The organism is Halomonas sp. CSM-2, from assembly GCF_002119345.1.
Classification (GTDB): domain Bacteria; phylum Pseudomonadota; class Gammaproteobacteria; order Pseudomonadales; family Halomonadaceae; genus Vreelandella; species Vreelandella janggokensis.
The window spans coordinates 1-12624 of sequence record NZ_NBYR01000001.1 but is presented as its reverse complement, the minus strand read 5'-3'; the positions used below and the strand labels follow the sequence as shown (position 1 = coordinate 12624).

The window sequence follows — 12624 nt, the reverse complement described above, 5'->3', positions numbered from 1 at the left end:
TAACCGGCTTACTTTAACGGTCCCGGGCAGCGGGGGGAAGCGGTTGCTGAGCCCAAAGGGTTCGCACCGCCTCGCGTAGCGCTTGCACAGACACGCTCGGCGCATCGTCAAGCGGCTGATTCTGGAACGCCCAGGCGGCCAGTTGCTGGTGCGCTGATTGACCCGCTGCCGACAGCGGCCAGCGACTCGCTTCGCGGGCCAGTGCCTGCAAGGACGACCGGGCAAGCGCGGGAGCTCGATGTGCTGTCGCCACATCGTCGATATCCTGCCACTCAACCTCAGTCAATGGCTGCTCGGGCAGTTCGTTAATCACCAGGCTCACCACCTCAGCGGGCAAGCGCGCCAATTCAAATGCCAACAAGTTGGGCAGCTGGGATATAAATCGTCCGGAAAGGGCATCCAGCACTTTTTCACCTGCTGGAGTCAGGGCGCTTGCCACCATAATGGCGAACTCACCGCTTGACGGTTCACGAGTAACGCCCAGGCGCACCGTTCTAAACCCTTCGGCACGCCAGAAACGCAGCAGCCCTGCATCGGCCCCAAAGGTCGCGCCATACAGCATGGCGCCCTGACCGACGGCTTGTTGCCGGTCGTCGCTCAACAGCCTGCCCCCCACCCCCTGACGACGCCAGTCAGGGTGGCAGGCAATGCGAACCACCCGCCGCCAACACGCTGTCAACGCATCCCGGCAGCCCGAATGTGCCGCCAGTGATTGAGCCATTAAATGCCCCTGGGGGCGGCGTTCTCCGCGCGCCACCTGATCAGCAAGGTCCACCGCAAAGCCTCCTTCTTCACGGGTGACCAGCACCGCCTGCGGCCGCTGCCGATGGCCGATAACGCGCAGGCGCATACCGGGGCCATCCAGCAACTGGCGCAAGTCGCTGGGGGTCGTTCGATAGTGAGACTGCACCAGCAGACCAAATAGTGGGGCAAGAGCCTCTTCGTCCAGGACAAGTTCATCTCTGGAGACCTCATAGGAAGCAGCGGGTAGCGCTAATGCTTCTTTAGCGGTGGGCAGCGGCGCGTTCAATAGCAACAAACGATTGAGCGTTTCTTCAAGCGGATCCGCCGCCTGCCAACGAACCGGTGTATCAAGGGTGAGTGCCTTCCAGTCCGGTGTTTTCACATTCAGCACTTGACGAAAACGCAGCGCAAACCCGCGCCCGGAACCTTCGTAGCCGTGGACGGTGGTGGCAAACGCAAGTCTGGGAAAGGCGGCCAGCCATTGTGCTAACAGCGCTGGCGGCAGTGCTGCGGCCTCATCGACCATCAGGTAGCTGCCGTCGCCACCCAGCGTACCTGCTGTCACGTGTTCGCCAAGCGCATCGGGCGCAACGAACAAAAGTTCAGCGCCGTTGGTGAATATAAATCGCTCTGGGGTGGTTCGATTGCCATCAGGGCATAGCGCTGCCACACGCTCAAACACAGCTTCCACGGCGGCCAGGCGTGGGGCGGTGACAATCACTCGCGAGGTTTTTTGCTGCTGTAGCAGTAGAACACAGGCAATGCCCAGCGCGGCGCTTTTACCACGACCTCGGTCGGCGGTGATGACCAGCGGCCGCCTGCGTTTGAGACCGACCAGTGCCCTGACGGCAGTGGCCTGATCCAGCGTGATGCAGTCGGTATCCTCGGGCTTTTGCATTATAGGCGGCGTGGCCACAAGACGCCCCAGTCGAGGCAGCGCTCCGGGTAACCAGCGGATGATCTGTTCTGACGTTTTCAACTGAGCGGCCAACCGTGCCAGGTAGCGCGCTGTCAGGTCGTTCCACTGCCAAGGGGAGTCAGCGATGCGCGCGTAGTCCGGGTCGGGCTCCCGGCCCCAGTCGGTGGGCGTGATCAACACCAGCAGCCCACCCGCTGTCAGGGTCCCGCCAATGGCGCCTAGCGCATCAGGATTGAAGCCACCTGCGTGATCATGGGCATTGACCACCACCAGTTGATGCTCGGCACCGAGCCGATTAGGGGCCTGATTGGCTTTCATTGCGGGTTGAACAGGCGCGGCCTTGCCTATCCATAATGGGGAACGCCATGCCCGCGACTTCCATAACGCAACTGCTAGCGCTTCACATTGCCTGGCACCGCCTTGCAGCCAGACAAGCTGACGCCAACGCCGCCTTTCCAACTGTCTTGCCCGTTGAACCAATAGCGTGATCGACCGTGACGCTACCGCTTCGCCGGTTGGTAACGACGACATAACATCTCCTCGACGGGATAGACAGCTTACAACTTTGGTTGCATCACCGAGACCCTTTCAACGTTTTTCACACTTAGACCCTGTTGCCCGAACAATCCAACAACAAACTAACCACATGATTTATATATAAATAAAAAACATCTTCACCCTGCTTGCCAGCCATCAACCTAGCACAGCACGGATGTTGCATTGCAACGGCCAGAATGTGCTAATTTAAGCATGCAGGGTAATTCATTCCTTTACGTAAACGTAATGCATGCCAACTGCACGAACTGCATCCAAATCCCCTAATAAATCTAACGGCGACCAACAGGATCCAACATGAAAAAAACTGCCAAGTTTGCCATCACAAGCCTCGCTGCTGGTGTTGCATTAGCAGCCATCTCTTCGACCGCTCATGCCCAGCAAGAGTGGACCATGACCACGACATGGCCAGACAACCTGGATCTAATTAAAATTGATCAGCATTGGGTCGAGTTGGTCAACCAGTTGGCGGGCGACGAGCTGCAGATCAACTTCCGCGCCGGCGGCACGCTGATGCCGGGCACCGAGGTGTTTGACGCCACCGAAACCGGCGCCATCCAGGCCTCGGGCGACTGGCCAGGCTACTGGGCAGGCCGCAGCCCGGCGTTTTCGCCGCTAGCCACAACCACCAGCCTGTTCAACGGCGTTGACTACCTCAACTGGATTCAGCAGTGGGGTGGCTGGGACCTCTATCAAGAAGTATATGGCAACTACAACATGGTGTATCTGCCTTACGGGATCACCAATAACGAATCCGGCTTCATGGGCAACACGCCCATCGAAAGTATCGCCGATCTTGAAGGCAAGCGCCTGCGCCTGTCAGGCCGCGATCAGGGCCGCGTCCTTGAAGAGCTGGGTGGCTCACAGGTCACGCTGGCCGGTGGTGAAGTTTACCAGGCGATCGAGCGCGGCGTGATCGATGCGGGTGAATTCTCGACACCAGGCGTCGACTATAACGCTGGCTTCTCTGAAGTAGCCGATTACTGGTCGACACCTGGCTGGCACCAATCGGCCAGTGTCTTTGGTGTAATGATCAACAAAGATGCGTGGGATGAGCTTTCCGAGGAAACCCAGGAGACGCTGAAAATTGCTGCCGACGCGACAATGGCGTGGTCACTGGCATGGTCAGAGCGCCAATCCACCGAGGCAACAGTGAAATTCCAGGAAGATGGCGTCGAAATCAGCACCCTTTCGGCCGAAGACCTTGCCACCATCCAAGATGCGACTAACGAAGTGATTCTGCGCGGCGCATGTGAAGACCCGATGCATGCAAAAGTTTATCACTCCATGATCAGCTATATGGAGCACTACGCGAACTGGCGTGACATCACCGTGCCGTTCAACATGAGCCGCTCCATCGACAACCTGCCATCGCTCGAAGAAATCGAAGCCTGCATGTAATTGATTGTCGATAGCCGCCCCGATGCCACCGTCGGGGCGGTTTTACGTCAAGTGCCTATACTTTAGAAGCGGGAGATGTCCCATGCATGCGATCGCAAAAGCCATTGACAGGTTCAATGAGCTCTTTGGGCGAATTGTTGCGCCTCTTATCGCGGTTATCACACTGATTGTGCTGTATGACATCGCGATGCGTTTTTTCCTTGGACGCCCAAGCGACTGGGCCTTTGACGTGACAAAAATGCTCTTCGGCGCCCATTTTATGCTGATGGCCGCCTATGGACTTCGTCACCATGCTCACGTGGAAGTCGACGTATTAAAACGCCTTTTATCCCGAAAAAAACAGGCAGCACTGGAACTCGCCGGCTACGCCATCTTTTTTGTACCATTTATCTGGCTGCTGTTAACCCAAGGCTGGGCCTTCTTCGAGCGCTCCATTAGCCGTGGCGAGACCACTTACGGCATGGTGGCCCTGCCGGTTTATCCTGTAAAAGGCGTGATTGTCCTGGCAGCGGTTTTGATATTGCTGCAGGCCATTGCCATCGTGCTGCGCGCTATTATCCAACTGCGTGAGGAGAACCACGCATGAGTGCAGAATTACTGACTCTGGTGATGTTTGGCGGCCTGTTAGTCGGCCTGTTCATGGGGCATCCGTTAGCGTTTGTGCTGGGGGGCGTGGCCGTCATTGGTGCCTTTTTGGGCCCGGGCGCCAACACCCTTGGCATTATTATCAATAACGTCTATGGCAACGCCATGGATAACTACGTCCTCGTCGCCATTCCGCTGTTTATCCTGATGGCGCGGTTTTTGAACGACTCAGGCGTGACCGAGAAAATGTTCGATGTCATGCGTTTATTACTCGCCAACCTGCGCGGCGGGTTAGCCCTGACGGTGGTCGTGGTCTCGGTGTTGCTCGCTGCCACAACAGGTATTGTCGGTGCTTCCATTGCCGTGATGGGTATGATTGCCCTGGTACCGATGCTCAAGTATGGCTACAACAAAGAACTGAGTGCCGGTGTCATCATGGCCAGCGGCTGCCTGGGGATATTGATTCCGCCCAGCATCATGTTGATCCTGATGGCGAGCTATTCCCCCGTATCGGTGGGTGCGCTATTTGCCGGAGCGCTGGTACCCGGCCTGCTACTCGGCGTCATGTATGCGCTTTACGTGCTGATTATCTGCTATGTAAAACCCTCATATGGCCCGAAGGTGCCAGCAGCGGAACGCGCCGAAGTCAGCACTCGGCAGCTTATGGTCATGCTTGCGAAGTATGTCGTTCCGCCGATGTCATTGATTTTGGGCGTATTGGGGGCTCTGTTTACCGGTATTGCAACGGCCACCGAAGCGTCCGCCATCGGGGTTTTCATCGCCTTCATCCTGTTCATGATTTTCGGCGACCGCAAACTCTCCACCTGCTACAGCACGATGATCGAAGCGGGCAAAACCACCACCATGGTAATGCTGGTACTGGTAGGCGCCACGGCGTTTACCGGCGTGTTTTCGATTGGTGGCGGTATGGAGGTTATCAGCGAGGTCGTCCTGTCCATGCCAGGTGGTACGTTCGGCGCTCTGCTGCTGATGCTCTTTCTGGTATTCATCCTGGGAATGTTCCTGGACTGGACAGGAATCGTGCTGCTCAGCTTCCCCATCATGCTACCGATTGTCGAGACGATGGGCATCGATGTGCTGTGGTTTGTGGTAATGGTCGCCGTTGTGCTCCAGACCTCCTTCCTTACCCCCCCATTCGGCTATGCCCTGTTTTATCTCAAAGGGGTGGCACCGCCTGGGGTAGAGATTGTTGACCTCTACAAAGCGGTTATTCCGTTTGTGGCGCTCATTCTATTCGCGTGCGCACTGATGGCTTTCTTCCCCGTCCTGATTACCGGCTTACCCAGCTTATTGGTCGGTTGATCTTCATCATCCTTCAAGTCGTTCAGCCCGGCATAAAGCCGGGCTTTTTTTTAACAGCACGTCACAAGAAGCCAAGTGGCTGCAGCTGTCGACGGCCGATGGTACTATTCCTCGCCGTGCGCACCCTATGTCGCTGCGATATCCGTTTGCTTTTGCAAGGAGTCTTCTCGTGTCCCGCTCCACTTCTGGTGAGTCAGCCGCACAGCGGCCCAGCCCTCAGCGAAAACTGAACCTCTGGTCGGCAGTACTCATCGGCGTCGCGTTAGTGGTGGCGCTGCCTGTCATCGTGGTATTTGCACATATTGCACTGCCCACCGATGGCGTATGGCAACACCTCGCCAGTACCGTGCTACCGCGCTACCTGAACAATACCTTCTGGCTTGTCGTCTGGGTGGGAGTCGGCACCCTGATCATCGGCACGGGAAGCGCCTGGCTGGTCGTCATGTGCCGCTTTCCGGGCAAGCGGTTATTCGAGTGGGCATTACTTCTTCCCCTGGCTGTGCCTACCTATGTCATCGCCTACGCCTATACCGACTTCCTACAATTTGCCGGGCCCTTTCAGAGCGCCCTGCGTGACATGTTCGGCTGGGAACACGGCGATTATTTTTTCCCTGACGTTCGCTCGCTAGGCGGTGCTGCCACCCTTATCACCATGGTGCTTTATCCCTATGTTTACCTACTGGCCCGGGCTTCCTTTCTAGAGCAGTCGGTCTGCGTTCTCGACGTTGGCCGTACTCTGGGTCGCGGCCCCTGGCGCCTGTTTTTCAGCATTGCGGTTCCGCTAGCACGCCCGGCGCTGGTAGGCGGCGTATCATTGGTACTGATGGAGACCCTCAATGAGTTTGGCGCGGTCCAGTTTTTTGGTGTAGATACTTTCACGACGGGCATATATCGAACCTGGTTTGGCATGGGCGAGCCCGTCGCCGCCGCCCAGTTGGCTGCCTGCCTGCTCAGTTTTGTGATTGTACTGGTGTTACTTGAGCGCTGGTCCCGCGGCAAGCGGCGCTACTTCCACACCACAAACCGGTATCAGCAATTGCCTGAATATGCGCTTCATGGGTGGCGGGCAGCCGCCGCCACTGGGGCATGCGCCATTCCGATCATTGTCGGATTTCTACTGCCCAGCGGCATTCTGCTCGATTTGGCGCTGACGCAAGGCGATTCTCTGTGGGGATCGCGCTTTCTTGGCTTTGCGTGGAATAGTCTAAGCCTGTCGGCGCTAGCGGCCATCATCGCCGTCGGTACGGCGGTACTGATTAGCTATGGCGTTCGGGTACACGACACAGCGCTTGCGCGCTTTACAACACGTATTTCGGCGATGGGCTATGCCATTCCCGGTTCGGTAGTGGCAGTAGGGATTCTGATCCCCTTTGCCTGGCTGGATAACATCATCAATACGGGCTTGCAGGCGTATAACGGCCAGATCATTGGCCTGATCTTCAGCGGCTCGGCCTTTATTCTGCTCTACGCCTACGTCGTGCGCTTTCTAGCCGTTTCCTTCAATGCCGTAGAAGCCAGTCTCGGCAAGGTCACTCCCAGCATGGATGCGGCCTCTCGAACCCTGGGGCAAACGGCGGGCGGCACTTTGCGCTACGTGCACACTCCCTTGATGCGCAGCAGCTTGCTTGCGGCGGGCATTCTGGTATTTGTCGATGTCATGAAAGAACTTCCCGCGACGATCATACTGCGGCCGTTCAATTTCGATACGCTTGCCGTCAGAGCGCATAACCTGGCATCTGATGAGCGCCTGGCTGAAGCCTCCACTTCATCATTGGCGATCGTGATGGTCGGCATTCTGCCGGTGATACTGCTGAGTATGGCCATGCGTCGTTCACGCCCAGGGGCATAGCCGTAACCGCCAAGAATGTCGTTAACTGTCCTCAGACGCGTGAGGAAACACGAATACCTGAGACAAATCCAAATGAATATCGATCGGTTGGCCTTCAGCAGGCAGAAAAACCCCGGGCACCCTGGCATGCAAGTGGGCTTCCTGGCCGTCGTCTGCATGGGCACAAAGATGCAACAGACTACTGCGGCCGAGTAACTTCGCCATCACGATATGACTATGTGCATGGGAATTAGCCGGCAGATCGCGCTCGATGACACGCAAGGCTTCCGGGCGAATCATCACTTGCACGGCCGTCCCATCAGCAATGCCTTCAGCCGGCACCCACCCCACAGGCGTTGTAACGTGCCCTTCTTCAACCACGCCTTCGATCTCATTGACCTCACCAAAAAACGTCACCACGAATGGATCCTTGGGTGAACAGTAGAGCTCTCTCGGCGTGCCTGTTTGTACAATACGCCCATCGCGCATCAGTGCAATACGATCCGCCATGAACATGGCTTCTTCAGGGTCATGGGTAACCAGTAAGGTCGCAGCTCCGACCTTTTTTAAAACGTGTAGCGTATCGTCCCGTATCCGATCCCTCAGCCTTGCATCCAGGCTTGAAAAAGGTTCATCCAACAGCATCAGCCTCGGCTCAGGCGCCAACGCCCGGGCAAGTGCCACACGCTGCTGCTGACCGCCCGACAGCATATGCGGATAGGTTGACGCATAGTTCGCCATCCCCAGCTGAGATAACAGCTCCTCGGCACGCTCACGCCTGGCACTGGCCGACAAGTGCTTCAGGCCAAAGGTGACATTTTCCAGCACGGACAGATGAGGGAATAGCGCCGAGTCCTGGAATGCCAGCCCCACGTTACGCTTTTCTGGCGGCACGTGACGCAGTCCCGGCGCGGCAATTTGTTCATCTTGCAGGCTGACGCTGCCTTCTTGCAGCATTTCCAAGCCCGCTGCTATTCGCAGCAAGGTGGTCTTGCCACAGCCGGAAGGGCCCAGCAGGCAGACCACTTCTCCCGGCGCCACGGTAAGATCCACACCCTTTACAACGGTATTCTGGTCAAAAGCGTGTTGCACCTGATGCATCGCTAGCGCCGTTTCATTAAGCGCTTTTTGCGCCGCCTTCATTGTTGCTGTCATTGCATCACCGTTCTATTCCCGGTTGCCTGACCAGCAGACAACCATATAATACGTTTGAAAGTAATTAACATTCTATTTTCTATTTATCCTATATGCACCCTTCAACGGTAAGTCATCTTGACGTTAACGCTGCAAAAAGCTGTAATAATCAAGTTAATAATACAACTTATTATCATTAGCAATATAAGGATTATCGCCGATGAAAACTGCACGTTTCGCCGCACCTATCGCGTTTGCTCTCGCCAGCTCTGCCTTCGCAAGCCATGCACTGGCGGATGAGCTTAATATCTACTCTGCTCGTCACTACGATTCTGACGAGCGACTTTACGATGCTTTCACAGAAGAAACGGGTATTGAAGTCAATATCCTGGAAGGTGATTCCGATCAGTTGATCGAACGCATCCAGCGCGAAGGTGTTGCCAGCCCTGCCGACATCATGATGACGGTTGATGCTGGCAGGCTGTGGCGCGCTGAACAGGAGGGGATTTTCCAGGGAATCGAATCCGATGTGCTAGCTGAACGCCTACCTGAATCCATGCGTCACCCTGAAGGGCTGTGGTTCGGATTTAGCCAGCGTGCACGGGCGATCTTCTATAACCGTGAGAACGTGGATCCCGGTGACATCACGCGTTACGAAGACCTTGCCAGCGACGACCTGGGGTATAGCATCTGCATTCGTTCGTCCAACAACATCTACAACCAGTCCTTGCTCGCTTCGATGATTGAGCATCACGGTGAGGAAGGCGCTGAAGAGTGGGCTCAAGGCGTTGTCGATAACATGGCACGTGACCCAGAAGGCGGTGATACAGATCAGATCCTTGGCGCCGCCAGCGGCGAGTGCGATCTAGCCGTCGCCAACCACTATTATTACGTTCGCCTGCTGAAATCGGACGATGAAGCGGATCGCGAGGCTGCACGCAACGTCGGTATCATCTTCCCCAATCAAGATGATCGAGGCGCTCACGTCAATGTCGGCGGTGCCGGTGTTGTTGAGGGTGCTCCTAACCGCGAAAACGCGGTGGCATTCCTTGAGTTCCTGGCATCCGATACGGCTCAGGAAATCTTCGCGTCGGGTAACAATGAATTTCCCGTCGTGAATAACGTCAAGCGTGACCCTGTCCTCGAATCATGGGGCAACTTCAAAAAGGATGATGTAAATATCAGCATTCTGGGAGAAAACAATCCCGAAGCGATTCGCATCTTTGATCGGGTCGAATGGCGTTAATACCCAGCGTTAACCACGCAAAAAGCCCCACGGTCGACCGTGGGGCTTTTTTTGTCACTGCATTACAGCCGCTTACTCTTCAGCAGCCTCTTCCATTTCGTCACCGGCCTCTTCAATTTCATCGCCAGCTTCTTCCATGGTTTCATCAATATTTTCGCCCGCCTCTTCTGCAGGGCCTTGATCATCGCCACAGGCGGTCAGACCGACGGCGAGAAATGCTAATAAAAGCGCCACACCAATAGCTTTGAATCCTTTATCCATCACCATGCTCCTTCTATCACGGTAGTTAAACAGTTAAACGCCGTTTCATATTAGGTGCTACACATAAATCACGCCAATAAATGGCACATACAAACAAAAAACCCAGCCGATTGGCTGGGTTTTCTGCGGTATAGGTGCCTGACGATGACCTACTCTCGCATGGGGAGACCCCACACTACCATCGGCGCGAAGCGGTTTCACTGCTGAGTTCGGCAAGGGATCAGGTGGTTCACGCTTGCTATGGTCGTCAGGCGTAACTTTAAATGCCTATCATGCTGTGCTTTGTGTGCGTCTCTTACCAAGCCCTGTGTCATCAACACTTGCCTCAGTACGCGTATCCGGTTCTCTGAGTGCTTCAACACTCATCGTTATCATCACGACCAGACCCCTTGGGTGTTATAGGGTCAAGCCTCACGGGCCATTAGTACACGTTAGCTCAACGCCTTGCAGCGCGTCCACACCGTGCCTATCAACCAGCTGGTCTCGCTGGGCCCTTCAGGAGGCTCTAGGCCTCAGGGATGTCTCATCTTGAAGGGGGCTTCCCGCTTAGATGCTTTCAGCGGTTATCCCGTCCGCACATAGCTACCCGGCAATGCCACTGGCGTGACAACCGGAACACCAGAGGTGCGTCCACTCCGGTCCTCTCGTACTAGGAGCAGCCCTTCTCAAACATCCAACGCCCACGGCAGATAGGGACCGAACTGTCTCACGACGTTCTAAACCCAGCTCGCGTACCACTTTAAATGGCGAACAGCCATACCCTTGGGACCGACTTCAGCCCCAGGATGTGATGAGCCGACATCGAGGTGCCAAACACCGCCGTCGATGTGAACTCTTGGGCGGTATCAGCCTGTTATCCCCGGAGTACCTTTTATCCGTTGAGCGATGGCCCTTCCATACAGAACCACCGGATCACTAGAACCTGCTTTCGCACCTGCTCGACGTGTCTGTCTCGCAGTCAAGCACCCTTATGCTCTTGCACTCATTGCACGATGTCCGACCGTGCTGAGGGTACCTTCGTGCTCCTCCGTTACGCTTTGGGAGGAGACCGCCCCAGTCAAACTACCCACCACACACTGTCCTCGATCCGGATAACGGACCTGAGTGAGAACGCCAATGATGCCAGGCTGGTATTTCAAGGCTGGCTCCACCCGAACTGGCGTCCGGGTTTCTAAGCCTCCCAGCTATCCTACACAGGCAACATCAGCGTCCAGTGTGAAGCTATAGTAAAGGTTCACGGGGTCTTTCCGTCTAGCCGCGGGTACACCGCATCTTCACGGCGATTTCAATTTCACTGAGTCTCGGGTGGAGACAGCGTGGCCATCATTACGCCATTCGTGCAGGTCGGAACTTACCCGACAAGGAATTTCGCTACCTTAGGACCGTTATAGTTACGGCCGCCGTTTACCGGGGCTTCGATCAAGAGCTTCGCCTTACGGCTAACACCATCACTTAACCTTCCGGCACCGGGCAGGCGTCACACCCTATACGTCCGCTTACGCGTTAGCAGAGTGCTGTGTTTTTACTAAACAGTTGCAGCCACCTGGTATCTTCGACCGGTTCTCGCTGAAGCCGCGAGGGCTCTCACAATACGCCGGCGTGCCTTCTCCCGAAGTTACGGCACCATTTTGCCTAGTTCCTTCACCCGAGTTCTCTCAAGCGCCTTGGGATTCTCACCCTGACCACCTGTGTCGGTTTGGGGTACGGTCGCACATGATCTGAAGCTTAGAGGCTTTTCCTGGAAGCGTGGCATCGATGACTTCAACACCGTGGTGTCTTCGTCTCGTCTCTCGGCCTTGAGCGCCCGGATTTACCTGAGCCCTCAGCCTACCGACTTTCACCAGGACTACCAACGCCTGGCTCACCTAGCCTTCTTCGTCCCCCCATCGCAATCATGTCCGGTACGGGAATATTGACCCGTTTCCCATCGACTACGCCTTTCGGCCTCGCCTTAGGGGCCGACTCACTCTGCTCCGATTAGCGTCGAACAGAAACCCTTGGTCTTCCGGCGAGGGAGTTTTTCACTCCCTTTATCGTTACTCATGTCAGCATTCGCACTCGTGATACCTCCAGCGAACTTCTCAATTCACCTTCATCGGCGTACACGACGCTCCTCTACCGCTCACACCTAAGTGTGAACCCGTAGCTTCGGTACCTGGTTTAGCCCCGTTACATCTTCCGCGCAGGCCGACTCGACTAGTGAGCTATTACGCTTTCTTTAAAGGATGGCTGCTTCTAAGCCAACCTCCTAGCTGTCTGAGCCTTCCCACATCGTTTCCCACTTAACCAGGATTTCGGGACCTTAGCTGACGGTCTGGGTTGTTTCCCTTTTCACAACGGACGTTAGCACCCGCTGTGTGTCTCCCACGCTCGCACTCACCGGTATTCGGAGTTTGCCTCGGGTTGGTAAGTCGGGATGACCCCCTAGCCGAAACAGTGCTCTACCCCCGGCGGTGATACGTGAGGCGCTACCTAAATAGCTTTCGAGGAGAACCAGCTATCTCCGAGCTTGATTAGCCTTTCACTCCGATCCACAAGTCATCCAAATCTTTTTCAACAGATCCTGGTTCGGTCCTCCAATTGATGTTACTCAATCTTCAACCTGCTCATGGATAGATCGCTCGGTTT

At 55.8% G+C, this 12624-nt stretch carries 8 protein-coding genes and 2 rRNA genes; 5 read left to right on the top strand and 5 right to left on the bottom strand.

Features of this window, described 5'->3' with window-relative positions:
* Positions 1-13: 13 nt before the first annotated feature.
* Positions 14-2194 (bottom strand): tRNA(Met) cytidine acetyltransferase TmcA, encoded by a 2181-nt coding sequence (locus B7L15_RS00050; RefSeq protein ID WP_085917024.1) that lies wholly within the window; start codon positions 2192-2194, stop codon positions 14-16.
* Between the two features lie 321 nt (positions 2195-2515).
* On the opposite strand from B7L15_RS00050, the gene dctP reads away from it, so the two are divergent.
* The 4 genes from dctP (at position 2516) to B7L15_RS00030 (ending at position 7376) form a co-directional block, all read left to right on the top strand.
* Complete coding sequence (gene dctP / locus B7L15_RS00045) at positions 2516-3619, top strand: TRAP transporter substrate-binding protein DctP (protein ID WP_066318211.1); 1104 nt, start codon at positions 2516-2518, stop codon at positions 3617-3619.
* Between the two features lie 82 nt (positions 3620-3701).
* Positions 3702-4205, top strand: a complete 504-nt coding sequence (locus B7L15_RS00040) for a TRAP transporter small permease subunit (RefSeq protein WP_085917023.1) — start codon at positions 3702-3704, stop codon at positions 4203-4205.
* Positions 4202-5527, top strand: coding sequence for a TRAP transporter large permease (locus B7L15_RS00035; protein WP_085917022.1), 1326 nt, complete (start codon positions 4202-4204; stop codon positions 5525-5527). The genes B7L15_RS00040 and B7L15_RS00035 overlap by 4 nt, the downstream gene beginning before the upstream one ends.
* Before the next feature lie 226 nt (positions 5528-5753).
* Positions 5754-7376, top strand: a complete 1623-nt coding sequence (locus B7L15_RS00030) for an ABC transporter permease (protein WP_254902827.1) — start codon at positions 5754-5756, stop codon at positions 7374-7376.
* Positions 7377-7397: 21 nt separating this feature from the next.
* On the opposite strand, the gene B7L15_RS00025 is transcribed toward B7L15_RS00030, so the two are convergent.
* Positions 7398-8510, bottom strand: coding sequence for an ABC transporter ATP-binding protein (locus B7L15_RS00025; RefSeq protein ID WP_085917020.1), 1113 nt, complete (start codon positions 8508-8510; stop codon positions 7398-7400).
* A 199-nt stretch (positions 8511-8709) separates the two neighbouring features.
* On the opposite strand from B7L15_RS00025, the gene B7L15_RS00020 reads away from it, so the two are divergent.
* The gene (locus tag B7L15_RS00020; RefSeq protein WP_085917019.1) at positions 8710-9735 is read left to right on the top strand and encodes a Fe(3+) ABC transporter substrate-binding protein; all 1026 of its coding nucleotides are present in this window, start codon (positions 8710-8712) and stop codon (positions 9733-9735) included.
* Positions 9736-9807: 72 nt separating this feature from the next.
* On the opposite strand, the gene B7L15_RS00015 is transcribed toward B7L15_RS00020, so the two are convergent.
* From B7L15_RS00015 to B7L15_RS00005, 3 genes are all read right to left on the bottom strand, one after another.
* Positions 9808-9996: a hypothetical protein gene (locus B7L15_RS00015; protein ID WP_085917018.1), complete on the bottom strand. Its 189-nt coding sequence runs from the start codon at positions 9994-9996 to the stop codon at positions 9808-9810.
* A gap of 136 nt (positions 9997-10132) precedes the next feature.
* Positions 10133-10248, bottom strand: a 5S ribosomal RNA gene (gene rrf, locus B7L15_RS00010).
* A 148-nt stretch (positions 10249-10396) separates the two neighbouring features.
* Positions 10397-12624 (bottom strand): 23S ribosomal RNA (locus B7L15_RS00005); the annotation flags it as partial.

Coding starts and splice junctions, on each gene's coding strand:
- B7L15_RS00050 (WP_085917024.1), bottom strand. CDS start 2,194: ATGTCGTCGTTACCAACCGGCGAAGCGGTAGCGTCACGGTCGATCACG.
- dctP (WP_066318211.1), top strand. CDS start 2,516: ATGAAAAAAACTGCCAAGTTTGCCATCACAAGCCTCGCTGCTGGTGTT.
- B7L15_RS00025 (WP_085917020.1), bottom strand. CDS start 8,510: ATGACAGCAACAATGAAGGCGGCGCAAAAAGCGCTTAATGAAACGGCG.
- B7L15_RS00035 (WP_085917022.1), top strand. CDS start 4,202: ATGAGTGCAGAATTACTGACTCTGGTGATGTTTGGCGGCCTGTTAGTC.
- B7L15_RS00020 (WP_085917019.1), top strand. CDS start 8,710: ATGAAAACTGCACGTTTCGCCGCACCTATCGCGTTTGCTCTCGCCAGC.
- B7L15_RS00015 (WP_085917018.1), bottom strand. CDS start 9,996: ATGGATAAAGGATTCAAAGCTATTGGTGTGGCGCTTTTATTAGCATTT.
- B7L15_RS00040 (WP_085917023.1), top strand. CDS start 3,702: ATGCATGCGATCGCAAAAGCCATTGACAGGTTCAATGAGCTCTTTGGG.